The 26,517-nt window shown below is 64.5% G+C and carries 30 protein-coding genes; 14 read left to right on the top strand and 16 right to left on the bottom strand.

The features are described 5' to 3' along the window. The first annotated feature begins 113 nt into the window (after nt 1–113). The gene (locus BI344_RS20470) at nt 114–314 is read left to right on the top strand and encodes a hypothetical protein (RefSeq protein WP_071114641.1); all 201 of its coding nucleotides are present in this window, start codon (nt 114–116) and stop codon (nt 312–314) included. 11 nt (nt 315–325) lie between these two features. Then, complete coding sequence (locus BI344_RS20465) at nt 326–580, top strand: hypothetical protein (RefSeq protein ID WP_071114640.1); 255 nt, start codon at nt 326–328, stop codon at nt 578–580. 78 nt (nt 581–658) lie between these two features. On the opposite strand, the gene BI344_RS20460 is transcribed toward BI344_RS20465, so the two are convergent. From BI344_RS20460 to BI344_RS20450, 3 genes are read right to left on the bottom strand one after another with little or no spacing between them, the layout of a single operon-like run. Beyond that, on the bottom strand, nt 659–1,237 hold the full coding sequence (locus BI344_RS20460; RefSeq protein ID WP_071114639.1) for a YceI family protein: 579 nt from the start codon (nt 1,235–1,237) through the stop codon (nt 659–661). A 29-nt stretch (nt 1,238–1,266) separates the two neighbouring features. After that, nucleotides 1,267–1,830: a YceI family protein gene (locus BI344_RS20455; RefSeq protein WP_071114638.1), complete on the bottom strand. Its 564-nt coding sequence runs from the start codon at nt 1,828–1,830 to the stop codon at nt 1,267–1,269. A 23-nt stretch (nt 1,831–1,853) separates the two neighbouring features. Beyond that, nucleotides 1,854–2,396 carry a cytochrome b gene (locus BI344_RS20450; protein WP_071114637.1) on the bottom strand — a complete coding sequence of 181 codons (543 nt, stop codon included), beginning with the start codon at nt 2,394–2,396 and terminating at the stop codon, nt 1,854–1,856. 355 nt (nt 2,397–2,751) lie between these two features. On the opposite strand from BI344_RS20450, the gene BI344_RS20445 reads away from it, so the two are divergent. Together BI344_RS20445 and BI344_RS20440 are read left to right on the top strand one after the other, a co-directional pair. Beyond that, nucleotides 2,752–3,201 carry a lysozyme gene (locus BI344_RS20445; RefSeq protein ID WP_071114636.1) on the top strand — a complete coding sequence of 150 codons (450 nt, stop codon included), beginning with the start codon at nt 2,752–2,754 and terminating at the stop codon, nt 3,199–3,201. An 80-nt stretch (nt 3,202–3,281) separates the two neighbouring features. After that, a complete protein-coding gene (locus tag BI344_RS20440; protein WP_071114635.1) occupies nt 3,282–3,482 on the top strand; it encodes a hypothetical protein in 201 nt (66 codons plus the stop codon). On the opposite strand, the gene BI344_RS20435 is transcribed toward BI344_RS20440, so the two are convergent. Together BI344_RS20435 and BI344_RS20430 are read right to left on the bottom strand one after the other, a co-directional pair. Continuing rightward, the gene (locus tag BI344_RS20435; protein ID WP_071114634.1) at nt 3,455–3,685 is read right to left on the bottom strand and encodes a hypothetical protein; all 231 of its coding nucleotides are present in this window, start codon (nt 3,683–3,685) and stop codon (nt 3,455–3,457) included. The genes BI344_RS20440 and BI344_RS20435 overlap by 28 nt on opposite strands. Beyond that, nucleotides 3,648–4,145, bottom strand: a complete 498-nt coding sequence (locus tag BI344_RS20430) for a class I SAM-dependent methyltransferase (RefSeq protein ID WP_071114633.1) — start codon at nt 4,143–4,145, stop codon at nt 3,648–3,650. Before BI344_RS20430 ends, BI344_RS20435 begins: the two co-directional genes overlap by 38 nt. 273 nt (nt 4,146–4,418) lie before the next feature. Here BI344_RS20430 and BI344_RS20425 point away from each other — a divergent pair, with 273 nt between their 5' ends. The 4 genes from BI344_RS20425 (at nt 4,419) to BI344_RS20410 (ending at nt 9,617) form a co-directional block, all read left to right on the top strand. Continuing rightward, nucleotides 4,419–4,727, top strand: coding sequence for a DUF485 domain-containing protein (locus tag BI344_RS20425; RefSeq protein WP_071114632.1), 309 nt, complete (start codon nt 4,419–4,421; stop codon nt 4,725–4,727). Continuing rightward, nucleotides 4,727–6,406: a cation acetate symporter gene (locus BI344_RS20420; RefSeq protein ID WP_071114631.1), complete on the top strand. Its 1,680-nt coding sequence runs from the start codon at nt 4,727–4,729 to the stop codon at nt 6,404–6,406. Before BI344_RS20425 ends, BI344_RS20420 begins: the two co-directional genes overlap by 1 nt. 71 nt (nt 6,407–6,477) lie before the next feature. Next, nucleotides 6,478–8,442: an acetate--CoA ligase gene (gene acs / locus BI344_RS20415; RefSeq protein WP_071114630.1), complete on the top strand. Its 1,965-nt coding sequence runs from the start codon at nt 6,478–6,480 to the stop codon at nt 8,440–8,442. Nucleotides 8,443–8,639: 197 nt separating this feature from the next. Then, nucleotides 8,640–9,617, top strand: coding sequence for a SphA family protein (locus BI344_RS20410; RefSeq protein ID WP_241499423.1), 978 nt, complete (start codon nt 8,640–8,642; stop codon nt 9,615–9,617). 34 nt (nt 9,618–9,651) lie between these two features. Here BI344_RS20410 and BI344_RS20405 read toward each other — a convergent pair whose 3' ends face one another. Genes BI344_RS20405 through BI344_RS25545 form a run of 4 tightly spaced genes read right to left on the bottom strand, consistent with a single transcriptional unit; the run spans nt 9,652 to nt 10,903 of the window. Then, nucleotides 9,652–10,224 carry a DUF4865 family protein gene (locus BI344_RS20405; RefSeq protein WP_071114629.1) on the bottom strand — a complete coding sequence of 191 codons (573 nt, stop codon included), beginning with the start codon at nt 10,222–10,224 and terminating at the stop codon, nt 9,652–9,654. Beyond that, nucleotides 10,218–10,625 carry a tautomerase family protein gene (locus BI344_RS20400; RefSeq protein ID WP_071114628.1) on the bottom strand — a complete coding sequence of 136 codons (408 nt, stop codon included), beginning with the start codon at nt 10,623–10,625 and terminating at the stop codon, nt 10,218–10,220. The genes BI344_RS20405 and BI344_RS20400 overlap by 7 nt, the downstream gene beginning before the upstream one ends. Nucleotides 10,626–10,635: 10 nt before the next feature. Then, complete coding sequence (locus BI344_RS25550; RefSeq protein WP_239690841.1) at nt 10,636–10,752, bottom strand: carboxymuconolactone decarboxylase family protein; 117 nt, start codon at nt 10,750–10,752, stop codon at nt 10,636–10,638. A gap of 4 nt (nt 10,753–10,756) precedes the next feature. Next, entirely contained in the window at nt 10,757–10,903 is a 147-nt protein-coding gene (locus BI344_RS25545; protein WP_241499422.1) for a carboxymuconolactone decarboxylase family protein, read from the bottom strand. A 106-nt stretch (nt 10,904–11,009) separates the two neighbouring features. On the opposite strand from BI344_RS25545, the gene BI344_RS20390 reads away from it, so the two are divergent. From BI344_RS20390 to BI344_RS20370, 5 genes are all read left to right on the top strand, one after another. Next, nucleotides 11,010–11,894, top strand: coding sequence for a LysR substrate-binding domain-containing protein (locus BI344_RS20390; protein WP_071114627.1), 885 nt, complete (start codon nt 11,010–11,012; stop codon nt 11,892–11,894). Between the two features lie 101 nt (nt 11,895–11,995). Further along, nucleotides 11,996–12,778: an electron transport complex subunit RsxB gene (gene rsxB, locus BI344_RS20385; protein ID WP_071114662.1), complete on the top strand. Its 783-nt coding sequence runs from the start codon at nt 11,996–11,998 to the stop codon at nt 12,776–12,778. Continuing rightward, nucleotides 12,775–13,407, top strand: coding sequence for an endonuclease III (gene nth / locus BI344_RS20380; protein WP_071114626.1), 633 nt, complete (start codon nt 12,775–12,777; stop codon nt 13,405–13,407). Before rsxB ends, nth begins: the two co-directional genes overlap by 4 nt. A gap of 124 nt (nt 13,408–13,531) precedes the next feature. Next, entirely contained in the window at nt 13,532–14,992 is a 1,461-nt protein-coding gene (locus BI344_RS20375; RefSeq protein ID WP_071114625.1) for a DegQ family serine endoprotease, read from the top strand. A gap of 346 nt (nt 14,993–15,338) precedes the next feature. After that, the gene (locus BI344_RS20370) at nt 15,339–15,857 is read left to right on the top strand and encodes a CcdC protein domain-containing protein (RefSeq protein WP_071114624.1); all 519 of its coding nucleotides are present in this window, start codon (nt 15,339–15,341) and stop codon (nt 15,855–15,857) included. 93 nt (nt 15,858–15,950) lie between these two features. Here the strand turns inward: BI344_RS20370 and BI344_RS20365 are convergent, their stop codons facing one another. The 7 genes from BI344_RS20365 to BI344_RS20335 all read right to left on the bottom strand — a co-directional run bounded on the left by BI344_RS20365 (nt 15,951) and on the right by BI344_RS20335 (nt 24,741). Continuing rightward, complete coding sequence (locus BI344_RS20365; RefSeq protein WP_071114623.1) at nt 15,951–17,348, bottom strand: branched-chain amino acid transporter BcaP; 1,398 nt, start codon at nt 17,346–17,348, stop codon at nt 15,951–15,953. Nucleotides 17,349–17,617: 269 nt separating this feature from the next. After that, on the bottom strand, nt 17,618–18,067 hold the full coding sequence (locus BI344_RS20360) for a hypothetical protein (protein WP_139167089.1): 450 nt from the start codon (nt 18,065–18,067) through the stop codon (nt 17,618–17,620). 88 nt (nt 18,068–18,155) lie between these two features. After that, nucleotides 18,156–19,403, bottom strand: a complete 1,248-nt coding sequence (locus tag BI344_RS20355) for a carbohydrate porin (RefSeq protein ID WP_083370310.1) — start codon at nt 19,401–19,403, stop codon at nt 18,156–18,158. 105 nt (nt 19,404–19,508) lie between these two features. Continuing rightward, a complete protein-coding gene (gene treC, locus BI344_RS20350; RefSeq protein WP_071114621.1) occupies nt 19,509–21,155 on the bottom strand; it encodes an alpha,alpha-phosphotrehalase in 1,647 nt (548 codons plus the stop codon). Further along, nucleotides 21,148–22,599: a PTS system trehalose-specific EIIBC component gene (gene treP / locus BI344_RS20345; RefSeq protein ID WP_071114620.1), complete on the bottom strand. Its 1,452-nt coding sequence runs from the start codon at nt 22,597–22,599 to the stop codon at nt 21,148–21,150. Before treP ends, treC begins: the two co-directional genes overlap by 8 nt. 482 nt (nt 22,600–23,081) lie before the next feature. Then, nucleotides 23,082–23,795 (bottom strand): trehalose operon repressor, encoded by a 714-nt coding sequence (gene treR / locus BI344_RS20340; protein WP_241499421.1) that lies wholly within the window; start codon nt 23,793–23,795, stop codon nt 23,082–23,084. Between the two features lie 49 nt (nt 23,796–23,844). Then, a complete protein-coding gene (locus tag BI344_RS20335) occupies nt 23,845–24,741 on the bottom strand; it encodes a LysR family transcriptional regulator (RefSeq protein ID WP_071114618.1) in 897 nt (298 codons plus the stop codon). Nucleotides 24,742–24,867: 126 nt separating this feature from the next. Here BI344_RS20335 and aceB point away from each other — a divergent pair, with 126 nt between their 5' ends. Beyond that, nucleotides 24,868–26,463 carry a malate synthase A gene (gene aceB / locus BI344_RS20330; protein ID WP_071114617.1) on the top strand — a complete coding sequence of 532 codons (1,596 nt, stop codon included), beginning with the start codon at nt 24,868–24,870 and terminating at the stop codon, nt 26,461–26,463. Nucleotides 26,464–26,517 lie beyond the last annotated feature (54 nt).

Raw genomic sequence — 26,517 nt, 5'->3', positions numbered from 1 at the left:
CTGGCGGACATCTGGGCGCGGGCGGATAAACCCGTCTGCGCCACAATCGAGGAGACAATGGCCATGGATTTGCAAATACTGAAACACCCGCCGCGCGTCGGGCAATCGCAGCGTTGCAGAATGGCGATCTGAATGCCTGGCTGGCAGCCTTCGACGCCGATGCCAGGCGGTGCTCCGCTCGACTGCTCGGCCTAGAACCGCGCGGCCCCTTCCATACCGCGCAATGGAGCGATTTTTGCGCGGATTTCCGCTTCGAGACCGGTCAGGACGGCAGGATCGCGCGGCTGCGCATCGGCCAGGCCGGCGAACAGTAAAGGAGAATGACATGCATACCGCGATGGTGATGCTGGCGGGGATGGCCCTGCTGGCGGCCTGTCTGGCGGTGGGACATCTGGCCGGCAACCTGGCGGCCGGCGCGCTGATCTTCATTCCGCTGTGGCTGCTTGGAGCCGCGCTCAATCTATGGGTGGGCGTCAGCCGGGCCGGCTATTCGACGCGCGAGGAATTGCCGATCTTCCTGCTGATCTTCAGCCTTCCAACCGCCATCGCCGCCCTGTTGTGGTGGAAATTCGGCCACTAGCCCGAAAACAGAACAGCCCCTGCCCGTGATGGGCAGAGGCTGTTTTCGCCTGCGGACCGCGCGGGTCCGGGACGGGAATCACTCGTGGATGGCTTCCACCGCGATGTCGATGGTGACATCGTCGCCGACGTAGGGAGCGTACTTGCCGGCGTTGAACTCGGTGCGCTTGATCTTGGTGCTGGCGTTGGCGCCGATGGCGTCCTTCTTCAGCATCGGATGCGGCTGCTGCAGGAAGCTGGACAAGGTCAGGGTGACAGGCTTGGTCACGCCCTTGATGGTCAGGTTGCCTTCCACCGCGGTCGGCTTGTCGCCGTCGAACAACACCTTGGTGGACTTGAAGGTGGCGGTCGGATACTTGGCTGTGTCGAAGAAGTCGGCGCCCTGGATGTGGCCGTTGAATACCGGGTAGCCGGTGTCGACCGACTTCATGTCGATGGTGACGTCAACCGAGCCGGTCTTGGCTTCCTTGTCCAGCACGATCTTGCCGCTGGTCTTGTCGAAACGGCTCAACTGGGTGGAAAAACCCAGGTGGCTGTAGGAAAAGCGCGGGAAAGTGTGGGTGCCGTCGATGATGTAGGTTTCCGGCGCGGCCAGCGCGGCGCTGCTGAAACCGGCAACCGCGACTGCGGCAAGGGTGAGGCGGATCAGTTTGTTCATGGCATTTTTCCTTGTGGGTGGAACGGCGTTTACTTGGCTCGGGCCAGCAGGTGGAACTTGATCTGGATTTCATTGGCTACGGTGCCGAAATCCTTCCAGTCGCCCTCGCCGATGGCGAAGTCGGCGCGCTTGATGACGAAGGCGCCGTCAAATACGGCGGCGTTGCCCTGGGGCGCCATGGTGGCGGTGGTGCTGACGGCCTGGGTCTTGCCCTTGATGGTCAGCTTGCCGTCCACCTGGTAGCGGTTGCCGCCCAGCGAACGGATGGCGGACGACACGAAGCGGGCGGTCGGATATTGCTTGGTGTTGAACCAATCCTTGTCGGCCACCTGGTCGTTGGCCTCGGCAGAACCGGTATCGATGCTGGCGATGTCCACATTGAACGCGGCCTTGGCGGCGGCCGGCTTGGCCGGATCGAAGCTGAGCTGGGCGCTGAACTTCTTGAAATGGCCCTGCATGCCCACGCCCATCTGCTTGTAGCCGAAGGCGATATTGCTCTTGTCCTGCTGGATGGAGGTGAACTCTACGGCATGGGCGGCCAGCGGCGCCGACAAGGCGGCGGCCAGCAACAGCGCGGTACGGTTGATCTGCATGTTTTGGTTCTCCAGGTAAGGATTCAGGACTTTGCGCGCCAGGGCAGCATGCGCGTCAGCACGTCGTCCCTATCGATCAAATGATGCTTCAGCGCGGCGGCCACGTGTCCGGCAACCACCACCGCCAGCAGGTAATTCAACACGGTGTGCAGGCTTTGCAAGCTGTCGCCCAGCGCCTTGTCCGGCGAGAGCAGGTCCGGCAGCGGCAGCACGCCGAAATAAACGGTCTGCACCCCCTTGGCCGAGCTCATCAACCAGCCGGATAGCGGAATGGCCACCATCAACAGATACAACATGGCGTGGCCGGCATGGGCCATCGCGCGCACCGCGCCGCCCATCGCGGCAGGCAGGGCCGGCGGGCGATGGGTGAGACGCCAGGCCAGCCGCAGCCCCACCAGCAAAAACAGGGTGACGCCCGACCACTTGTGCCAGGAATAGATTTTCAGCTTGAACGGCGAAAACGGCAGTCCATGCATGTAGAACCCGACGCTGAACAGACAGACCAGGCCTAGAGCCATCAGCCAGTGCAGGAAGATGGCGGTGGAGGTGTAACGCGCTTGTGACATGAACGGCCTCGTGACGAAATCGGCAAATGCCCGGCAACTCCAGGCCGCGGTCGACCTGATCGAGGTCCCGACGCAACGGCCACCGGATGACAGCCACTGTAAGCGGTTTTCATTTCACGAAATAGCCCGCTTAAACGAATTTATTATTTCCGATTAATAAACAATGATCCGTACTAACCCCTAGACTGGCGAAAACCTGCGCGCATTCCCTTGACAGGCGCACAGCGGCATTGCCATAAACCAAAAACCATAAAAACTGGCCCAAAGACCAGTTAAGTCAATACCAAAGACCAGTGTTTCCTGATGCATCCATGCCATGCCCTGCCCCCCAAACCGCCATCCCTCTGGAGTTCCCATGCAAACCAGCAACAACGGCATCAATCTGATCAAGCAATTTGAAGGCATCCGCCTCACCGCCTACCAAGACTCAGTAGGCGTCTGGACCATAGGCTACGGCCATACCGGAGCGGATGTTCGCTCCGGCCTGACCATCAGCCAGAATCAGGCGGAACAATTGCTGCGCACCGACCTTGGCCGGTTTGAAACCGGCGTGGGCCAACTGGTGACCGTGCCCCTCAACCAGAACCAGTTCGACGCGCTGGTCAGCTTCAGCTACAACCTGGGGCTGGGCAATCTGAAAAGCTCCACCCTGCTGCGCCTGCTGAACAACAAAGACTACAACGGCGCCGCCGGGCAGTTTCCCTTGTGGGACAAAGCTGGCGGCCAAGTGCTGGCCGGCTTGCACAAGCGCCGGCTGGCGGAGCAGGCGCTGTTCGAAACCGCCCCGGCGACCGTCGCCGCATAAAACAAATTGACCATGTAGCCGCCACACCGGTTCCGCCCGCTGCTAAGCTGGGCGGAACTGTCACTTTTATAGCCTCCGCCATGCCGCAAGACACCCGCAAGCCGCGCAACGCGCCGCTGTGCCTGGGTTGCCAGCACTACTTCGTCACCTACAAGCCAAGCTTCCCCCATGGCTGCCGGGCGATGGGCTTTGCCAGCAAGCGCGCGCCCTGCCTGGACGTGCAGGAAGCATCCGGCCAGCCCTGCATCCGCTTTCAACCCAAAGCCGGCAAGCCGTCCTGAGCGTGGCCAAGCTGCAGGATGATCTCGCGGCTATCCGCGCGCCACTCGCCAGCTTGCCAGTCGCCATGCAGCGCGGCGACGCGCAAGCCGGCAAGTTCCAACTCGGCCCGCAGCGTCGGCAAATCGCAAAATCGCAGCCTGGCGTCCACGCTCAGTTCGCGCTCCTCATCCAGGAAACGGAAATGGCTGCGATAGTCTATCAACCCGCCCTGCGCCGACAACAGGCTGTGGCCAGGCCCGCGCCAGCGGATTGCCGGTTTCAAACGCGAACACGCCGTCCGGCGCCAGATGGCGTTTGATGCTGCGCCATAGCGCGCGCCTGTCCTCTGCGCTCAGAAATACCTGGAAGGCGTGGCCGGTGCAGCAGATCAACTCAAATTGCCCATCCAGCCGAAACCGCCGCGCGTCGGCCTCCAGCCAGCGCACCCGATCCGCGCCGGGGCGTCGCCTGGCGATCGCCAGCATGGCCGCGGCGGGGTCCAACGCCGTCAACTCGGCGCTGCGCGCCATTTCCACGGCCAATAGGCCGGTGCCGCAGCCCAGATCCAGCACCCTGCCCTGCCGTGGCAGCAGGCCCAAGTAGTAATCGTTGTCCTCGCCCCAGCCGTTGAACAAGTCATACACCTCCGCCAACGTCCGCTCGCCATACAAGCCCTGTTCCATTACCCGCCCGCAAACGCCGCCAACCGCTCATGATGCAGCCCGTCCAGGCTTTTGTCATGCCGGATGGCTACGGCAAGGCTTTCCAGCGGCAAGCATGCTCAGATTTCGAGTAAAAATTCCAACGTATATCATTGATTTAAATACATTTTTAAAGACAATCATCGGCATGACAAATTTGCCGCATCAAAAAATACGATTAGATTCCATCCCACTTTGTCTCGTATGTTTTCTGCAGCGCCATACCAAGCGCAACACCTACAAAAGGAGGATGTCATGAATGAGGAGACACTGAAGAAGATTCAGTCCAATCCCAAGTATCTGGAACTGGTCCACAAGAAGACCAGCCTGGGCTGGACGCTGGCCATCGTCATGCTGGCCATCTATTACGGCTACATTCTGGTCCTGGCTTTCGACCCGTCGCTGCTGGGCAGGCCGCTGTACGCCGGCGCCACCATGACGGTGGGCATCCCGGTGGGCATCTGCATCATCCTGTCCGCCTTCGTGCTCACCGGCATCTACGTGCGCCGCGCCAACCGCGAGTTCGACCCGCTGACCCAACAGATCGTCGAGGAGTCCAGATAATGCAGCCACGCAAACTCACCCTTGCCGCCTGTACGGCGGCGCTGCTGCCGACGCTGGCGGCGGCGGCCGGCGCGATTGAAGGCGACGTCAAGCAGCAGGCCACCAACTGGCACGCCATCATCATGTTCTTCCTGTTTGTCGCCTTCACGCTGGGCGTCACCTACTGGGCGGCGCGCCGCACCAAGTCGGCCAGCGACTTCTACGCCGCCGGCGGCGGCATCACCGGTTTCCAGAACGGCCTGGCCATCGCCGGCGACTACATGTCGGCGGCGTCCTTCCTGGGCATCTCCGCGCTGGTGTTCGACAAGGGCTACGATGGCCTGATCTACTCGATGGGCTTCCTGGTGGGCTGGCCCATCATCCTGTTCCTGGTGGCGGAGCGGCTGCGCAACCTGGGCAAATACACCTTCGCCGACGTGGCGTCCTACCGGCTGCAGCAGGGCCCGGTGCGCAGCTTCGCCGCGCTGTCGACGCTGGTGGTGGTGGCGATGTACCTGATCGCCCAGATGGTGGGCGCGGGCAAGCTGATTCAGCTGTTGTTCGGCATGAGCTATGGCTCGGCGGTGCTGCTGGTGGGCGTGTTGATGGTGTGCTACGTGCTGTTCGGCGGCATGCTGGCCACCACCTGGGTGCAGATCATCAAGGCCGTGCTGCTGCTGGCCGGCGCCACCTTCATGGCGCTGATGGTGCTGTCCACTGTCGGCTTCAACCCAGAATTGATGTTTGAAAAAGCCGTCGCCGCGCACAGCAAGGGCATCGCCATCATGTCGCCGGGCAAGGCCGATCCGATAGACTCCATCTCGCTGGGCCTGGCGCTGATGTTCGGCACCGCCGGCCTGCCGCACATCCTGATGCGCTTCTTCACCGTGGCCGACGCCAAGGAAGCCCGCAAATCGGTGTTCTACGCCACCGGCTTCATCGGCTACTTCTACATCCTCACCTTCATCATCGGCTTCGGCGCCATCATGCTGGTGCTGAACCAGCCGGGGATGATGGAAACCGTGATGAAGGACGGCAAGGAAGTCCACCAGTTGATAGGCGGCAGCAATATGGCGGCCATTCATCTGGCCGACGCGGTGGGTGGCAACATCTTCCTCGGCTTCATCTCCGCGGTGGCCTTCGCCACCATCCTGGCGGTGGTGTCCGGCCTGGCGCTGTCCGGCGCCAGCGCGGTGTCCCACGACCTTTACGCCAGTGTGATCAAGCACGGCAAAGCCAACGAGACCGACGAGATCCGCGTCTCCAAGATCACCACTATGGTGCTGGGCGTGGTCGCCATCGTGCTGGGCCTGGCGTTCGAGAAGCAGAACATCGCCTTCATGGTGGGCCTCGCCTTCTCCATCGCCGCCTCGGCCAACTTCCCGGTGCTGTTCCTGTCGATGTTCTGGAAGGGCCTGACCACCCGCGGCGCGGTGATCGGCGGCCTGGTGGGCCTGGTGTCCGCCATCGCGCTGATCGTGTTGGGGCCGGCGGTATGGGTGGAAGTGATGAAGCACGAACACGCCGTCTTCCCATACAAGAATCCGGCCATCTTCTCGATGACGCTGGCCTTCGTCGTCACCTGGCTGGTGTCGGTGCTGGACGGCTCGCCGGCCGCGGCGGATGAAAAAGCCAAGTTCGACGCCCAATACGTGCGGGCGATGACAGGCATCGGCGCCAGTGGCGCCAGCAAACATTAAATGCCATCATCATTGACATGCCGCGCGCCTTGCCGCGCGCGGCAATAACACTAAAGACTCTGGAGAAACGCATGTCCACGCTAGATTCCATTCTCAAGGAAACCCGCAGCTTCGCCCCGTCGGAAGACTTCCGCCACAAGGCCGCCATCAGCGGCATGGAGGCCTACAACGCCCTGTGCGAGCAGGCGGATGACCATTACCTGTCGTTCTGGGGGGAACTGGCGCGTGAACGCATCACCTGGAAAAAACCTTTCTCCCGAGTGCTGGACGACAGCGACGCCCCGTTCTTCAAGTGGTTCGACGACGGCGTGCTCAACGTTTCCTACAACTGCCTGGACCGCCATCTGGCCACCGACGCCAACAAGATCGCCATCATCTTCGAGGCCGACGACGGCGAAGTGACCCGCGTCACCTACGCCGAACTGCATCGCCGCGTCTGCCAGTTCGCCAACGGCCTGAAAAGCCTGGGGGTGAAAAAGGGCGACCGGGTGGTGGTGTACATGCCGATGGGCATTGAGGCGGTGGTGACGATGCAGGCCTGCGCCCGCATCGGCGCCATCCACTCGGTGGTGTTCGGCGGCTTCTCCGCCGGCGCGGTGCGCGACCGCATCCAGGACGCCGGCGCAACCTTGGTGGTCACCGCCAACGAAGGCATGCGCGGCGGCAAGAGCGTGGCGCTGAAGGCCACCGTGGACGAGGCGCTGGCGCTGGAAGGCGCCGAGTCGGTGAAGAACGTGGTGGTGTATCAGCGCACCAATGGCGGCGCCAACTGGGTGGACGGCCGCGACGTGTGGTGGCACAAACTGACCGAGGGCCAGAGCGAAGCCTGCGAACCGGAATGGATGAGCGCCGAGGATCCGCTGTTCATCCTTTACACCTCCGGCTCCACCGGCAAGCCCAAGGGCATCCAGCACAGCAGCGCCGGCTACCTGCTGGGCGCGATCAACAGCTTCCGCTGGGTGTTCGATTACAAGCCCAACGACGTCTACTGGTGCACCGCCGACGTAGGCTGGATCACCGGCCACAGCTATGTCTGCTACGGCCCGCTGGGCAACGGCGCCACCCAGCTGATCTTCGAGGGCGTGCCCACTTATCCGGACGCCGGCCGCTTCTGGCGCATGATAGAAAAACACAAGGTATCCATCTTCTACACCGCGCCCACCGCCATCCGCTCGCTGATCAAGCTGGGCTCCGACCTGCCCAAACAGTTCGACCTGTCCAGCTTGCGCGTGCTGGGCACCGTCGGCGAGCCGATCAACCCAGAAGCCTGGATGTGGTATTACGAAGTGGTGGGCGGCAGCCGCTGCCCGATCGTCGACACCTGGTGGCAAACCGAAACCGGCTCGGCGATGATCGCGCCGCTGCCGGGCGCGGTGCCGACCAAGCCGGGCTCCTGCACCCTGCCCTTGCCCGGCATCATCGCCGACATCGTCGACGAATCCGGCGCCCAGGTGGAGCCCGGACGCGGCGGCTTCCTGGTGATCAAGCGCCCCTTCCCCAGCCTGGTGCGCACCATCTGGAACGACCCGGACCGCTTCAAGAAAACCTACTTCCCGGACGAATTCAACGGCCGCTACTACCTGGCCGGCGATTCCGCCAACCGCGACGGGAACGGCTACTTCTGGATCATGGGCCGCATCGACGACGTGCTGAACGTATCCGGCCACCGGCTGGGCACCATGGAGATAGAATCAGCGCTGGTGTCCAACCCGCTGGTGGCCGAAGCCGCGGTGGTAGGCAAGCCGCATGACATCAAGGGCGAGGCCGTGGTGGCCTTCGTGGTGCTGAAAGGCGCGCGGCCGGAAGGCGACGCCGCCAAAATCGTGGCGGCGGAACTGAAAAACTGGGTGGCGCACGAAATCGGCAAGATCGCCCAGCCGGACGACATCCGCTTCGGCGAGAACCTGCCCAAGACCCGCTCCGGCAAGATCATGCGCCGCCTGTTGCGCTCCATCGCCAAGGGCGAGGAAATCACCCAGGACGTCTCCACGCTGGAAAACCCGCAAATCCTGGCCCAGCTGCAACGGCCGCTGTAAGTCCATCCAGTCAAGCCGGGGCCGTCAAGCGGCCCCGGCTTTTTTCATCGCGCCCCATCGCGCGGCGCGGCCCCGTCCCTACTATCCGGCATGAGATTGTGCGAAACTCGTCCGGCATAGCCCTGCAGCGCCTCGCCGGCCAAATCTGCCCATTCAGCACTGCGGAACATAAATAAACAGCGTTACCAAGAGTTTTCATGATGAAAAAAAGACTGGCCATCCCATCGCTGGCAAAACATCCGTTGCTGAACGCCTGCCTGGCCGCCTGCTTCCTCTTCGCGGCTCACGCGCATGCCGACGAAGGCGGGATGAGTTTCTGGCAACCCGGCCAAATCGGCACCTTCGCCGCGGTGCCGAACGATCCCGGCCTGTCATGGTCGTTCAGCGCCTACCATGCCGACGCCAACTCGGAGAAAACCCGCAAGAGCCTGCGCGGCCGCACCACGGACTCGCAACTGAGCACGCCGAACGACCTGCTGTTCATTTCACCCACCTACACCTTCGCCACGCCGGTCGCCGGCGCGCAAGCCGCCGTGTCGCTGACCGGGCTCTACGGCCGCGCCGAGGTCTATACCCAGACCAACACCACCAATGCGCGCGGCAAGCCCCGCAGTCAAAGCAGCGACGACTCGCGCGACGGCATCGGCGACCTTTACCCGATGGCGACGCTGAAATGGAACCGGGCAAATCACAATTACCTGGCCTATGCCACCGTGGGCATCCCGGTCGGCGCCTATGATCCGAACCGGGACGCCAATCTGGGCAGCAATCACTGGTCGTACGATGCCGGCGGCGGCTACACCTATCTGAACACCCAATCCGGCACCGAATTCTCCGCGGTGCTGGGCCTCACCCTCAACCAGAAGAACCCTGACACCGACTACCGCAACGGAGCCGACGTCCACCTCGACGTCTCGCTGTCGCAGTTCCTCAACGAAGACTTCCATATCGGCCTGGTCGGCTATGCCTACCACCAGTTGAGCAACGACGACGCCCCCGGCATCGGCAACAAGAACCTGAAATCGCAGGTGGCCGCTCTGGGGCCGCAAATGGGTTATTTCTTCCCGGTGGGCAAGAAGAAGTGGTACGTCAACCTGAAGGCCTACGACGAATTCGACGCCAAGAACCGCACCTCCGGCTGGAACGCCTGGCTGACGCTGTTCGTGCCGATGTGAACCCGGCGGGACGCGGCATCCGGCATGACCTCGCTCAGTCCCGCCCGCCCGGCGAAATGCGCCCCACCCGGTAAAGCAGGGCGCCAGATGAAGGCATAGCCGCCGGCAACCCCCTCAGCAACAGCAGCCGCGTCAGCGCCCAGCCCGCCGGATCAAACCCCGCCACCGCCGCCAGCACATCCGGCGCGGCCAGTTGCCGGCGGCGCCAGTCGGCCTGGATCGCCCGTTCGGACTCCAGCGCCAGCCCGGCGTCCAGCGGCAGGCGCTCCACCATGGCAAAGCGGGCTGCAGGCACGTCCTCTCGCCACTCCCCGCACCAGGCCAGGCCGCCCTCCACCGCCGGCCGGCCAAAGGCCTCGCACAAACCGGCGAAACCCGGCCCGGAGAGAAAGTCGCGCATGCCTTCCGCCCGCCGCCATAAATAGAAGGGCGCATAGCTATTGCTGGCGGATCGGGTTTCCTCATCGCCCTTGGCGCCATACAGATAGGCCTTGAACGCCAGCCCCGGCAGGCCGTCGGTAAGATGGCCGCGCTCAGCGATGCGCTTTTCTATGGCCGACATGGCGTAATCGGCGGGCAGCTGGATCTGGTAGCGCATGGTCAGCATGGCCGCAATTCCTGCGCGCTCAATGTCGAGGCCTGACGGCCATGGCTGAACGACCAGTTCTCCATCTCGCCGTCGGACACCACCACCAGCAGATCGGCCGGCGCCAGACCGGGCGACTCGGCCAGGATCGCCGCCATCCGCGCAAACAGCGCGGCCTTGGCTTCGCCGGTGCGCGGCCTGCCGGTCTGGATGGCCACCAGCGCGAAATCGTCCGAGCGCGGGCCGCCGCCGTAATCGCGGTCGAAGATCAATTCACCCGGCTCATGCTGATGGATGATCTGAAATCGATCGGCCTGCGGCACCGCGAAGCACTCCACCATCGCCTGGTGGACGCCGTCGGCCAGCGCGCGGAGATATTCCGGCGACTTGCCTTTCAATAGGGAAATTCGGGCATAAGGCATATTGCTCTCCTCAGTTCTGTTCCAGGGTTTGCAAGGCGGCGTCGAGCGGCGACAGCGCGGCGGCGGCCGGCCAGCCGGCGTAGAAAGCCAGATGAGTCAGCGTCTCCGCCGGTTCGTCCCGCGTCAAGCCGTTATCTAGGCCGCGGCTCAATGGCGATCTGGCTGCGCTCGCGCCGACTGAGGCCGGGCCGCAGCCAGACGTCGTCAAACAAGGCCTGCTGCGATAACTCCGCCAGCTTGGGCGTCAGCCTGGGCAGGGCTTCGGTGATGGAAAACATCGTGGGCTCCTGAAGAGTGGATCTGCCCTTGCACTGTAATCCGGCGCAACCATCCTGAAAATCAGATATATTTTCATTAATAATTCCAAAAATCAGGACGATAATCATGCGGCGCACCCTACTGGATCTGGATGTGCTGGCCAGCCTGGCCAGCGGCATGGAGCTGGGCAGCTTCGCCCGCGCGGCGGACAAGCTGGGACGCTCCAGTTCGGCCGTCAGCGCCCAGATGAAGAAGCTGGAAGAGCAAGCCGGCGTGGCCATCCTGCAAAAGAGCGGCCGCGGCTTGCAGCTGACGCCGGCCGGCGAGGTCCTGCTGTCCTACGCCCGCAGGCTGCTGGAATTGAACGACGAGGCGGTGCTGGCGGTGCGCGGCACCGCGCTGGCGGGCAGCGTGCGGTTGGGTCTGGCCGAAGACTTCGGCGAGAACCTGCTGCCGGAAACGCTGGGCCGCTTCGCTCGCGCCTACCCTGACGTGCACGTGGAGGTGAGAGTGGGCCGCAGCCTGGACCTGGGGCAGGCGCTGCAAAACGGCCAGCTGGATCTGGCCCTGCTATGGATCGATGGGACGGCATGGCCGCATCAGGACAGGCTGGGTCAGGCGCAATTGCACTGGATAGGTACAAAAGAGACGCCCGCCAGAATGGATGGACGGCCGCTGCCATTGATCCTGTTCGACGCGCCCTGCCTGGTGCGGCGACTGGTCTTCGACGCGCTGGACCAGGCCGGCCTCCCCTGGCGAATCGCGGTCAGCGGCAGCAGCCTGGCCGGCTTGTGGTCCGCAGTGCGCGGCGGCCTGGGCCTCAGCGTGCGCTCAACGCTTGGGCTGCCGCCGGATCTGCGCGCGCTGGCTCCGAACGAATGCGGCTTGCCGCCGCTGCCACGGCTGGAGCTGGCGCTGCAGCGGGCGCAGACGCCCCTGCCCGCGGCGGCGGAGCAGTTGCGCCGCATCCTGCTGGACAAGCTGGAGGCGCGGCTGCTGGCGGCCGCTTGAGGCCGCACGCATGACATTCCCGCGCCCCGCCGCAGACCGGGTGTTGAAGGGAAAGCGGCTAGCGACGATAATTAACGGTTTTTCAAATGGAATCCGCCAGCATGCCCGTGATCACCCTAGTCGAACGGATCGACGCCCTCCTGCCCCAGACCCAGTGCGGTCAGTGCGGCCACGCCGGCTGTCGTCCGTACGCCGAGGCGCTGGCGGAGGGCCGCGATCCCATCAACCGCTGCCCGCCGGGCGGCGAGGATGGCATCCGGGCGCTAGCGGAGTTGCTGCGGCAGCCGGCCATTCCGTTTGCGCCGGACGCGCCCCAGCCCAAGCCGCGCGCATTGGCCTATATCCGCGAAGACAGCTGCATAGGCTGTACGCTGTGCATCCAGGCCTGTCCGGTGGATGCCATCGTCGGCGCCGCCAAGCAGATGCACACCGTGATAGCGGCGGAATGCACCGGCTGCGAACTGTGCCTGGCGCCCTGTCCAGTGGACTGCATCGACATGGCGCCGGTGGCCGACCCGGCCGACGACAAACGCGAGCGCGTGATGGCGCGCGCCGGCCAGGCGCGCATGCGCTACCAGCGGCGCCAGACGCGCCAGGCGCGAGAGCAAGCCGACAAAGCCCGTCGCCTGGCCGAGCGCGCCGCCGTTGCCGCCCCGGCTGCCGCCACAGCTCCCGGCCACCAGCCCGCCGCCGCCCAGCCGGCGGCCGAAGCCGAGGACAAGAATGAACTGATACGCCGCGCGATGGAGCGGGCCAAGCAGCAGGCCGCCAGCGCGCCGCCCGCGCTTGCCGCCAACGACAAGATGGCGCTGATACGCGCCGCCATGGAGCGCGCCGCCGCCATGCGCGCCGAACAGGATCAAGCAGACAAGGACAAGAAGTGAACGCCGCCAAACGCAAAGAGATTTTCCAGCGCCTGCGCGACGCCAATCCGCACCCCGCCACCGAACTGGAGTACAGCTCGCCGTTCGAACTGCTGATTTCGGTGCTGCTGTCGGCCCAGGCCACCGACGTCGGCGTCAACAAGGCCACCCGCCGGCTGTATCCGGTGGCCAACACCCCCGCCGCGATGCTGGCGCTGGGCGAGGAAAGCCTGTCCGACTTCATCAAGACCATAGGCCTCTACCGCACCAAGGCGAAGAACGTGATCGCCACCTGTCATCTGCTGCTGGAAAAGCACGGCGGCGAAGTGCCGCAAACGCGCGAGGCGCTGGAGGCGCTGCCTGGGGTGGGCCGCAAAACCGCCAACGTGGTGCTCAACACCGCCTTCGGCCAGCCCACCATCGCCGTGGACACCCACATCTTCCGCGTGTCCAACCGCACCCGGATCGCGCCGGGCAAGGATGTGCGCGAGGTGGAGGACAAACTGGAAAAGTTCGTCCCGGCCGAATTCAAGGTGGATGCCCACCACTGGCTGATCCTGCTTGGCCGCTATGTTTGCAAGGCTCGCAAGCCGGAATGCCAGCGCTGCATCATCGCCGACCTCTGCGAATATCCGGCAAAACCGTTATGATAAAAGCGGAGCGGGAACCGCAGCGCCGATGACAAAGCCGGAATTGCAAAAACTCCGCCACGCCCCCATCTGATGTCAGATGGTCAGACTAAAAGGATTGCCTGTGACTACGAATCTCCGAATCATGGCCGGCGCTCTGCTCGCAGCGTCGTTACTGTCCGGCTGTGACAGGATCGAGCAATTCGTCAAAGGCAGCAGCCAGCCCGCCCCCGTCGCCATACCCGCCCAGCAGGATGGCCGCGTGGCCATGTTGCTGCCGGACTTCACCCAGTTGGTCAGCCGCGATGGCCCGGCGGTGGTCAATATCCAGACCACCCGCGAAAACGCCGCGCCGCAGCAAAGCAGCAATATGCCCTTCCCGGTGCCGGAAGACGACCCGCTGTACGACTTCTTCCGCCGCTTCATGCCCAACCAGCCGCAGCAGCAGGAGCAGACGCCGGAGGAAAGCATTTCCTACGGTTCCGGCTTCATCATCAGCAGCGACGGCTTTGTCCTGACCAACGCCCACGTGGTGGCGGACGGCGGCCAGATCCGCGTGATGCTGACCGACAAACGCGAACTGCGTGCCAAGCTGGTGGGCCTGGACAAGCGCAGCGACGTGGCCCTGCTGAAGGTGGAAGCCGCCGATCTGCCGGTGGCCAAGATAGGCAACCCCGCCGACCTGAAGGTAGGCGAGTGGGTGGCCGCCATCGGCGCGCCGTTCGGCTTCGACAACACCGTCACCGCCGGCATCGTCTCGGCCAAGGGCCGCAGCCTGCCGGACGAAACCCTGGTGCCCTTCATCCAGACCGATGTGGCGATCAACCCCGGCAACTCCGGCGGCCCGCTGTTCAATCTGCGGGGCGAAGTGGTCGGCATCAACTCGCAGATTTACAGCCGTTCCGGCGGCTTCATGGGCATCTCCTTCGCCATCCCGATCGACCTGGCGATGCAGGTGGTGGACCAGTTGAAGACCAAGGGCAAGGTCAGCCGCGGCCAGCTGGGCATCAACATCCAGGAAGTGACGCAGGAGCTGGCGCAATCGTTCGGCCTGCCGCGCCCGGCCGGCGCGCTGGTGGTGCGGGTGGATCCGAAAGGTCCGGCGGCCAAGGCCGGCCTGCAGCCCGGCGACATTATCCTCAAGCTCAACACCCAGGCGATAGACAGCTCCAAGGACCTGCCGATGCTGGTGGGCGCGCTGGGACCGGGCACCAAGATCAAGCTGCTGGTCTGGCGCAAGGGTTTTGAAAAGACGCTGGAAGCCACGCTGGTGGAACAGGCCCCGGATGCCGGCAACCCGACCAAGCCCGCCAACGACACCGTGCCGCAAGGCTACCAGTTCGGCAAGCTGGGCCTGACGCTGTCCGAGCTGACGCCGGAGCAGCGCGCCGACCTGGGCATACACGGCGGCCTGCTGATCCAGAAGGCGCAGGGTCCGGCGGCCCGCTCCGGCCTGCAGCCCGGCGACATCATCATGGGCCTCAACCAGAGCGACATCACCAGCATCAACGCCTTCGAAAAAGCGCTGTCCGGCGCCGGCGGCCATGCCGCGCTGCTGGTGAAGCGCGGCGAATCGGTGCTGTTCATCGCGCTGCGCACCGACTAAGCCGCGCCGTCCGCCCCTGGCGCAAGCAAACGCCGTCCGCGTCCCAGCGGGCGGCATTTTTGCTTTTTCCCGCCCCCTGCGCGCAGCCATATTCGCCACAGCGTCCAGTCGGATAGCAGACAACCAGTCCCGCCAATAGCACCCGCCGTCCCGGCTCCGGGTTATGGCAAGCCTGCCGCCCGTCATGACATATGGGAGTATAAACTTCCGACAACGCCCCCTGCGCAGACACGGCCGGCTTCCATCCGGCACAGCGCGCCTCATCGCGACGGGACGGCCGCCATCGCATCCGGCGCGCAGCCCAGGCTGCCGCCAAATTGAAACCACCGGACACGCTCGCCACAATATGACAACTCTCGCCATCCATCCGTCCCTGCTCCCCTCGCTGGGCATCGCCGCGCTGGTTGTCTGGCGACTGTACTCGCGCATACGCCGCATGGTGGGGCGGCAACGGCTGTCGCCCGTCCGTCCGTGGCTGACCGTGGCCGTCTTTCCCATCTTGCTCGTTTATCTGGCGCAGGCATCGCTGGGACAGCCGGAAAAATTGCTGATGCTGCTGGCAGGCGCGGTCATCGGCACGCTGTTGGGCCGCTACGGAATACGGTTGACGAAGTTCGAGGCCTCGGAGCAAGGCCGCTTTTACACGCCCAGCGCACACCTGGGCATTGCGCTGTCGCTGCTGTTCATCGGCCGCATCGTCTACCGCCTGGCCGGGCTCTACCTGTCCGGCGGCTCGCTCTCCTCGCCGCCCTCGGGCTTCATCGCCCACCCGGTCACCTTGCTGATCTTCGCCACCTTGGCCGGCTACTACGTCTCCTACGCCGTCGGCCTGCTGCGCTGGGCGCGCTCGCTGGCCAAGGCCTGAACCGCGCCGCCCCCGCGCTGCAGATGAAAAAAGGCGAAACCGCCATCGGTCTCGCCTTTTTCACATCCGCCGGCCGATGGCCGGAGAAAGAGATCACGCCGGATTATGCAGCAGCGAATTGCGCCGCGAGTAGCCGAAGTACACCACCAGACCGATCACCAGCCAGGCGGCGAAGCAGGTCCAGGTGAGCAGCGACAGCTGGGTCATCAGAAACCCGCAGCACAGGATCGCCAGCGCCGGGATGGTGGGCACCGCCGGGCAGACGAACTTGCGCGGCAGGTTCGGTTCGCGTTTCCTCAGCACGATCACCGACAGCGCGATCAGCGAGAAGGCGGCCAGCGTCCCGATGTTGACCAGCTCGGCCAGCGTGTGCAGCGGCACGAAACCGGCCAGCAGCGCGATGATGGAGCCGATCAGCCAGGTAGCCTTGTACGGCGTGCCATACTTGGGATTTACCTCGGAGAAGATCTTGGGCAGCAGGCCGTCGCGCGACATCGCCAGCAGGATGCGGGTCTGGCCATAGGTCATCACCAGGATCACCGTCATCATGCCCAGGATGGCGCCCAGGTCGACGAAGCCGGCGAACCAGTCCAGCTTGGCGACCTGCAGCGCAAGCGATACTGGATGGTCGACCCCGGCGAACTGCATATAGGGCACGATGCCGGTCATGATGGCGGCCACCACCACGTACAGGATGGAACATACCGCCAGCGACCAGATCACCCCGCGCGGGATGTCCTTGGCCGGGTTCTTCACTTCTTCCGCCGCGCAGGTGACGGCGTCGAAGCCGATGAAGCTGAAGAACACGATGGCGGCGCCGTGGAACACGCCGGAGAAGCCGAACGGCAGCGCCGGCTGCCAGTTGACCGGCTTGACGTGCCACACGCCGATGGCGATGAACAGCAGCACCACCGCCACCTTGATCAGCACCACGATATTGTTGACGCGCTTGGATTCCTTGATGCCGAAGGCCAACAGCGCGGTGATGATCATCGCGATGCAGAAGGCTGGCAGGTTGAACAGGGTATCCTTGCCCGGCACCGAGCCGGCGGCGGCGGTCAGCGCCTGCGGCAGCTTGACGCCGAAGCCGGACAACAGGCTTTGGAAGTAGCCGGACCAGCCGACCGACACCGCCGAAGAGGCCAGCAGGTATTCCAGCAGCAGGTCCCAGCCTATGATCCAGGCGATCAGCTCGCCCAGCGTGGCGTAGGCATAGGTGTAGGTGGAGCCGGAAATCGGCAGCATCGAGGCGAATTCGGCGTAGCACATGGCGGCGAAGCCGCAGGCGAAGGCGCTGATCACAAACGACAGCACCAGGCCGGGGCCGGCGATGGTCGCGCCGGTGCCGGTGAGCACGAAGATGCCGGTGCCGATGATGGCGCCGATGCCCAACATGGTAAGGTCAAACGCGGAGAGCTCTTTTCGCAGCCCGCGCGAAGTCTGAGCGGTTTCCAGCATGCCCTGGACGCTCTTCTTGCGCATCAAACTCATTGTCTACTATCCCGTATGTCGCCGATACCGGCCCGCTCGCGGCAACGCGTGGCTGCATAGGGCGGAAACGACGAGACGCCCGCTGTCCAGGCGGGCGCCTCATGCACGGATTCGGCTGTTGTGATCTGATTTGTCCCTCCGCCGCTGCCCCGTCGTTTGCAGGTCATGTCAGCGAAGGTTTCCGATAGTACAGCAGGACGCCATGGCGACAATACGGGAAATCCGCAATGGCTTACAACCTAAAAATCATTAGTCATAACCAGAACTTCTTACGGAAGTGGCATCCTGTCCAGCAAGCGGCGCGCCGCCTGCTCCAGCCGTTGCCGCCGGTTGTCGCCCTCCCCCAGCCGCTCCCGCCCCTGCCAGAACACCGCGCCATCAGCCGTCTTCACCGTCAAGGCCAGCGCCGGCCAGCTTTCCAGCCGGTACGGCGGCTGTCCCCAATAGCCGTCGTAGCGCCAGTCCATCGGCTGCGCCACCGATTGCTGATCCGTCTCCTCAGTGAAACATAGCCGCCAAGCCGGTGCCGCGCCCTCCTCCAGCCCGCGCAAGGACAAGCGCGTCGCCAGCCAGTCATGCCAACTGTCGGCGGCGTCCGCCGCCGGCAGGCACTCCAGCTTGACGCCGAACAACGTCGGCGCCGCCACGACGGGTTCAGCCCGCATCCCGCCGCTCAGCCCCAGCAGCACCGCCCCGCAAACCAATAAGTGCTTTCTCATTGCCGACTCCGGTAAACAGCCCATCCATTACAGACCAGCCACCGGCGCCAAAGTGCCGCCCCGGAGAACATCCAGCGGGCGGCGCAGCCTACCACCAGGCCTCGATCTGCACGCCGAAAGTGTTGGCGCGGGTCTTGCCGCCCACCGCGAAGGTGGTGAGATTGGCTTGGGCGGCGGCGCTGTTCCAGTCGTAGCGGCTGGCGTACAGGCGAAGCTCCGGCCGCGACCAGAAATCGGCATTCGGCGAGAAGGCCAGCGCCAGCGTGGCCTTGTTCAAGCGCTGCAGCGGCTGATTGTCGATGTCGCGGCTGGTCAGGCCCACTTCGGTCAGCAGCTTGACGTTGGCGGCCAGGCCGTAGGACAAGCGCCCGCCGAATGTCGCGTCGCGGTAGCGGGCCGCGTTGTCCGGCGCCGTGGTCTGCCAGCCCAGCACCGCCTGGCCTCCGAAGCGGCCGCGCTGCCAGTCCAGCGCCTCGGCGATGCGGTTTTGCCGCGCGCCGGCCTGCGCCGCGCCCTCGCTGTCCAGATTGTAGAACTCGCCGGACAGCGAGGCGTGGCCGCTGGACGTTTGCAGGAACAAGGAATGGTTGACGCCCTGGGCCAGAAAATCTTTCTGGTTGTGCAACAAGCCCAGCACCGCCCCAGGCTTGCCGATGGCGAAGTCGCCGCTCACCGCGGCGCCGGTCAGCGTCAGCTTGCCGCCGGGATTGGTCTCGATGCCGGTCAGCTGGAAGTTTGCGCGGCGCGCGTTGTTGGGCACGGCGTTGTTGTTGGCGTAGCTGCCCGACGAGTACACCGCCAGATTGAGCTTCGCCTTGCCGACGGCGACGCCGTCCACGCCGGCGCCGTAGTTGTCGCCGTCCTGCATCAGCCAATTGTCCAGGATATGGATGTCCTGAATGCGGTGGTAGCGCTGGCCGGCCCATAGCGTCAGGCTGGGCGCGAACTCCAGAGCGCTGATGTAGCCGTAGATCTGCGAGGCGCCGGCCTTGCCGTTGTAGATGGTGGGCATCACGTAGGCGCCCCAGCTCACGCCATTGCTTAGCGTCCATTTCCTGCCTACGCCGAACTCAATATAAGTGTCGCCCTCGTTGCCCAGGCGGAAATGCTGCAGGTCGCCGCCCAGCTGGTACTGGCCCTTGGGCTGGCCATCGGAGCTGGAATAGAAGCCGCTGCGCAGGTAGCCATCAAACTGCCATCCCATATCCTGCAAGGCCTTGGCCATCGCCGCGCTCAATGGCTCGGCGCCAGGCGCCGGCGCGTCGTCCGCCCATGCCGGCAAGGCCAATGCCAAGCGCAACGCGCAAGCCAGCCGGATCCATCGTTTCGTCCTCATCTTCGTCTCCTGGTTCTTGGTGTTGTCTTGCCTTGCCTGGGCGCGGGCAAGGCTCCGCCCTGCCGGCGCTCGGGCTGGCATGGCGGGTCGGGCTCAAGGATGGAGTCAGCGGGCCGGCGGCGCCGCGCGGTACAGCAAGGAATGCCAGGGCCGCAACTGGCCGTCACTGGACGGCGGATAGTTGGACAGCAACAGCTCAAGCCGCCAGCCGGACGGAACCGTTCCCTCCTGCAGGCGGTAGCGCACGCTGTCGTCGCCGAAGTGGCTGACCACGATCAGCATCTCGTCGCGGGCGGCGCGGGCGTACACCCACAGGCTGGGATGCTCCGGCGTCAGGCAGCGGTAGTCGCCGTCGGCGAATGCCGGGTACTGTTTGCGCAGCGCAATCAGCGCGCGGTAGTGGTGCAGCACCGAATCCCTGTCGCCGATGGCGGCGGCCACATTGACCATGCCCGCGTCCGGCGCCACGCCTATCCACGGCTCGGCCGCGCTGAAGCCGGCGTTGGCGCCGTCGTCCCACTGCATGGGCGTGCGGGCGTTGTCGCGCGAGCGCCGGCGTATCACTTCCATCGCCTCGGCGTCGGCAAAGCCGTCGGCCAGCAATTGGCGATAGGCGTTGAGGCTTTCCACGTCGCGCAATTGGCCGATGTCGGCGAAGCCGGGATTGGCCATGCCTATCTCCTCGCCCTGGTAGATGTAGGGCGTACCCTGCAAGCCGTGCAATGCGGTGGCCAGCATCTTGGCCGACTGGCGGCGGCATTCGCCGTCGTCGCCGAAGCGGGACAGCGCGCGCGGCTGGTCGTGGTTGCACCAGAACAGCGCGTTCCAGCCGCCGCCCGCGTGCATGCCCTGCTGCCAGTCGGACAGGATGCGCTTGAAGGCGATGAAGTCCAGCTCGCCCAGCCGCCACTTCCGGCCGTCAGGGTAGTCCGCTTTCAGATGGTGGAAGTTGAAGGTCATCGCCAGCTCGCGCCGGTCCGGCCGCGAGTAATCGACGCAATGCGCCAGCGAGGTGGACGACATCTCCCCCACCGTCAACAGCTCATGCCCGGCAAACACTTCGCGGTGCATTTCCTGCAGGTATTCGTGCACGCGCGGGCCGTCGGTATAGAAGTGGCGGCCGTCGCTGTCGTCCTCGGAAAAGGCCGGGTCCTTGGAAATCAGGTTGATCACGTCCAGCCGGAAGCCGGCCACGCCCTTGTCGCGCCAGAAACGCATCATTTCGAACACCGCCTGGCGCACGCGCGGGTTGTCCCAGTTGAGGTCGGCCTGGGTCTTGTCGAACAGGTGCAGATAGTACTGGCCGCTATGCGCATCGTACTCCCAGGCGCTGCCGCCGAACTTGGATTGCCAGTTGTTGGGCGCGTCGCGCCAGATGTAGAAGTCGCGGTAGGGATTGTCGCGCCCCTGCCGCGCCTGGCGGAACCATTCATGCTCGGTGGACGTGTGGTTGACCACGATGTCCAGCATCACGCCGATGCCGCGCCGCTTGGCCTCGGCCAGCAGCCGCTCGAAATCCCGCATGCTGCCGTAGGCCGGGTCGATGCTGTAGTAGTCGCTGACGTCGTAGCCGTTGTCGTGCTGCGGCGAGCGGTAGAACGGCGTCAGCCACAGATAGTCCACGCCCAGCCAGGCCAGGTAATTCAGCCGGTCCTCCACGCCCAGCAGGTCGCCGGTGGCTTGGTTGCGGTGGCTGCTGAAGCTCTTGGGGTAGATCTGGTACACCACCGCCTGCTTCATGTCCTTACGCATGACGGGCCGCCTCCTGCCCGGCGGCGGCCAGCTGGCGGCGCGCCAGCAGCCAGGTCAGGCCGAATGGGACGACCAGCGCCACCAGAGCGCCGGCCAGGAACAGCGGGATATGCTGCGGAATGATGGAAATGAAGGCCGGCAGCCCTCCCACGCCGATGGCGGACGCCTTCACCTGGCCGGCGGTGATCAGCATCGCGGCGCAGGCCGACCCGGCCAGCGCGGCGTAGAAGGGCAGCTTGTAGCGCAGATTGACGCCGAACATCGCCGGCTCGGTGATGCCGAAGAAGGCAGAGACGGCCGAGGTGGAAGCCATGCTCTTCTCGTTGGCGCTGTTGGCCAGCCAGAACATCGCCAGCGCCGCGCTGCCCTGGGCGATATTGGACAAGGCTATCATCGGCCAGATGAAGGTGCCGCCCTGGTTGGCGATCAGCTGCAGGTCCACCGCGATGAACATGTGGTGCATGCCGGTCAGCACCAGCGGCGCGTACAGCGCGCCGAACAGCAGCGCGCCCAGCCACGGCGCCAGATTGAACACATACACCAGCGCGTCGGTGACGGCGATGCCCAGGTGGCGCGCCAGCGGGCCTATCACCGCCAGCGCCAGCACGCCGCTGACCACGATGGTGGCGATGGGCACCATCAAGAGTTGCGCCGCGTTGGGCACCCGCGGCCGCAGCCATTGCTCCACCCGGCACATCACCCAGGTGGCGGCCAGGATGGGCAGGATCTGGCCCTGGTAGCCCACCTTCTCTATCTTCAAGCCGAAGATGTCGAAGTAAGGCAGCGCGGCGCCGTCCAGCCCGGCCGCCGCCTTGCCGTAGTTCCAAGCGTTGAGCAAATCCGGATGCACCAGCAGCAGCCCCAGCACGATGCCCAGGATTTCGCTGCCGCCGAAGCGCTTGGCGGCCGACCAGCCCACCAGCGCCGGCAGGAACACGAAGGAAGTGTTGGCCATCATATTGATCAGCCCCCACAGCCCGGACAGGCCCGGATAGGCGTCCAGCAGGCTCTGGTTCGCCAGGAACATGCCCTTGGCGCCCAGCAGATTGTTCACCCCCATCAGCAGGCCCGCGACGATGATGGCCGGCAGTATCGGCATGAACACGTCGGAAAACACCTTCACCAGCTGCTGCAGCCGGTTCTGCCGCTGATCGCCGCTGGCCTTGACGTCGGCGATGGTGGCGCGGGCGATGCCGGCCTGGCTCACCAGCTCGGCGTAGACGCGGTCGACGTCGCCGGAGCCGATGACGATCTGGAACACCCCGGCGTTGCTGAACTGCCCCTTCACCAGCGCCACCTGGCGCAAATCCTGCTGCCGCACCAGGCTTTCGTCCTTCAACGAGATGCGCAGCCGGGTGATGCAATGGGCGGCCTGGCGGATATTGTCCGCCCCGCCGATGTTTTCCAGTATTTGCGCGGCAATCCGCCGATAGTCGTGGCTCATCGTCTCTCCCTGTTCCTGCGCGGCGCGGGCCGGCCTTGCCGACACCATGCCGCAAACCCGCCTGCGTGCGGCGGCTGTTTTGGTGGCAACTGTCGGGAAATTAACTCGTACATACCAGTTGGTCAATACTCGTACATACGAGTTAGCCAAATATCAAGTCGACTGCCGGTATTTCGCAACAGTACAAAAAGGAGCGGCCCGGGCAGATGGCTCTGCGCCGGGCCGTTAGGCGAGTAGAAAGGGTAGACAAGGGCGCAATACTCCCACATTCGAATCGTTGGCCGTCAGCCGCCCATCCCCCTTCGGCTGTTTTGTCGGAGTTTCTCGGGCCACGGGGGCCGTCTAGGGTTGCAAGGGAACTGTCCCGCCAGTTCCCTTGCCCGTCCGGCGGGCGGAACCGCCAGCAAAATCATCGTCCGCGCGGCGGACTCAATATAGATAAAAGCCGAAAGGAGAATGCGGTCGCAAGGAAAGGCCCGCCCTCACCGCCGCGCGATATCGGTGAAGTAGAACTTGTCCAGCCTATGGCGCGACTCGGTGTATTCGAACAGCCGCCCATCGTAGAGGTGGGTCAGGTTTTTGACCACGATCACGTGGTCCATGCCGTTGAGGTCCAGGTAGCGGCGGTCGTCGTCGCTGCACGGCTGCGCCTCGATGATGCGCTGCGAATAACTGATGGTCAGCCCCAGCTGCTGCTCGATGTAGCGGTAGATCGATCCTGCCGCCACCTCGCGGCTGAGGCCGGACACCAGCGCGGCGACAAAATGGTTGACGTCCAGAATCACGTTTTCGCCGTCGATGTTGCGCACCCGCTTGATCTTGACCAGCGGTGCGCCTTCGGCCAGCCGCATGGCCTTGCTCAGCGCGGCGTCGGCCGCCACTTCCGCCAGTTCCACCACTTGCGATTCCACTTTGCGCCCCATGCGCTCGTTCATCTCCTGGAAGCTGACGATGCCGCTGAGCTGGAATTCGATATTGCCCGGCTTGAGCACGAACACGCCCTTGCCGTGTATCTTCTGCACATAGCCGCGCTCCTGCAGCATGTCCACCGCCTTGCGCACGGTGCCGCGGCTGGCCTCGTAGCTGAGCATCAGCTCGGACTCGGACGGAATCTTGTCATCCTGGACGAAGCGCTGGTTGTCGATGTCTGCGACGATGTCGGAATAGATCTGATGGTATTTGTTCATTGTTTTCATTCGCCCGGCCCCTGGCAGCCCCGTACCTTAGCAAGAGGCGGCGGCGGACTCAATCCCAATAACCCGGCGCGGCGTAGGCGGCACGCAGGTGCTCGACGAAGTGGCGCACCCGCGCCGGCAGCAGCCGCCGTTGCGGCACCACCGCGTACACCGGGTAGTCCGGCGACGAAAAGTCGTCCAGCACCGTCGCCAGCCGGCCTTCGGACAAGTCGTCCTTCACCTCCCACAAGGAGCGCCAGGCCAGACCCAGTCCCTGCAGCGCCCAGTCGTGCAGCACCGCGCCGTCGTTGCACTCCAGGCTGCCAGACACTTTCAGGTTTACTGCCTGGCCATCGCGGACAAAACTCCAGCCGCGGCTCTGGCTTTCACCCAGCGACAGGCAGTTGTGCCGGGCCAGATCCTCCAGCGCGCGCGGCACGCCGCGCGAGGCCAGATAGGCCGGGGCCGCCACCACCACGCGGCGGTTTTCCGCCAGCCGCATCGCCACCAGCGCGGAGTCGGCCAGATCGGAAATGCGGATCGCGCAATCGATGCGGTCGCGCGACAGGTCCACCAGCCGGTCGGACAGGTCCAGCGTCACCTTCACCTCTGGATGCAGGCGCTGAAAGGCGGCGACATGCGGCGCCACGTGGCGGCGGCCGAAGCCGGCCGGCGCCGATAGCCGCAGGTGGCCGCGCGCCTTGCCGCTGCCGGACGCCACCGCCGCCTCAGCCTCTGACAAATCGGCCAGGATGCGCTGGCAATCCTCATAGAAGGCTTCGCCTTCCTGGGTCAGCGTCACCCGGCGAGTGGTGCGCGCCAACAGGCGCACGCCCAGCCTCCCCTCCAGCGCGTCCAGCCGCCGCCCCACCATGGCCGGCACCACGCCCTGCTGCCTGGCGGCGGCGGACAAGCTGCCCAGCGCCACCACCGCGACAAAGGTCTCCAGCTGTTTCAGCTCGCCCATTACTTACCTTAAAGTAAAAAATGTTATGCGTTTAATGTCATTTCTTTTTACTAGGCTGGCGAATAGACTGTCAAACATTGCATTGCAGCACATGGTCATTCCATCTTTCCACTCAGGAGCACGCGCATGGCAGTCACCCTTCCGCAGGGCGTGGAAGTCCTCGCCCCCATCACCCCGGCCTACAGCGAAATCCTCACCCCGCAGGCGCTGGAATTCGTCGCCAAACTGCACCGCCGCTTCGAGCAGACCCGCCGCGGGCTGCTGGCCGGGCGCGCGGCGCGCCAGGCCGAGCTCGACGCCGGCAAGCTGCCGGACTTTCTGCCGGAAACCGCCGCCGTGCGCGCCGGCGACTGGAAAATCGCCCCGCTGCCGGCCGACCTGCTGGACCGCCGCGTCGAAATCACCGGCCCGGTGGAGCGCAAGATGATGATCAACGCGCTCAACTCCGGCGCCAAGAGCTTCATGGCCGACTTTGAGGACTCCAACTGCCCCAGCTGGGACAATCAGATCGCCGGCCAGATCAACGTCCGCGACGCCTACCGCAAAACCATTTCCTACGTCAGCCCGGAAGGCAAGCCGTACCGGCTTAACGACAGCGTCGCCACCCTGCTGCTGCGTCCGCGCGGCTGGCACCTGATGGAAAAGCACGTCAAGGTGGACGGCGAAATCGTTTCCGGCGCGCTGTTCGATTTCGGCCTGTCCTTCTTCCACAACATCGAATTCCTGCGCGAGCAGGGCAGCGCCACCTATTACTACCTGCCCAAGATGGAAAGCCATCTGGAGGCGCGGCTGTGGAACGAGGTGTTCGTGTTCGCCCAGGACCAGTTGGCCATCCCGCAAGGCAGCATCAAGGCCACCGTGCTGATCGAGACCATCCTCGCGGCTTTCGAGATGGACGAAATCCTGTACGAACTGCGCGAGCACTCCGCCGGCCTCAACGCCGGCCGCTGGGACTACATCTTCAGCTGCATCAAGAAATTCCGGCAGAACCGCGACTTCTGCCTGGCCAACCGCGCCCAGATCACCATGACGGTGCCCTTCATGCGTTCCTACGCGCTATTGCTGCTGAAGACCTGCCACCAGCGCAACGCGCCGGCGATAGGCGGCATGGCGGCGCTGATCCCGATCAAGAACGACGCCGCCGCCAATGAGAAGGCGCTGGCCGGCGTCAAGGCCGACAAGGACCGCGACGCCACCGACGGCTACGACGGCGGCTGGGTGGCCCACCCGGGCCTGGTGCCCATCGCCAACGAGGCCTTCACCAGCGTGCTGGGCAAGGAACCCAACCAGATCTGCAAGCAGCGTCCGGATGTCAGCGTCAGCGCGGCCGACCTGCTCAACTTCCAGCCGGAAACGCCGATCACCGAGGCCGGCCTGGCGATGAACATCAACGTCGGCATCCAGTACCTGGGATCGTGGATATCGGGCAACGGCTGCGTGCCTATCCACAATCTGATGGAAGACGCCGCCACCGCCGAAATCTCGCGCTCGCAGATCTGGCAATGGCTGCGCAGCCCCAAGGGCGTGCTGGACGATGGCCGCAAGGTGACGCTGGAGCTGTTCCGCGAGCTGCAGGCCCGCGAGGTGGCCAAGCTGAAGGGCGAATACGGCGCCCGCTGGAGCAAGCAGTATGAAGACGCGGCGAAGATGTTCGACCTTTTGACCACCTCCGACGACTTCGTCGAGTTCCTCACCCTGCCAGGCTACGAATACATAGACTGAGGCAGCCGCGCCACACCCTGTCCGAACGGCGCTTTATCGGCCGTTCGGCATTTC

Source organism: Chromobacterium sphagni, from assembly GCF_001855555.1.
GTDB lineage: Bacteria > Pseudomonadota > Gammaproteobacteria > Burkholderiales > Chromobacteriaceae > Chromobacterium > Chromobacterium sphagni.
Note: the sequence above shows the minus strand (reverse complement) of the source record. Positions and strands in the feature narration are given on the sequence as shown.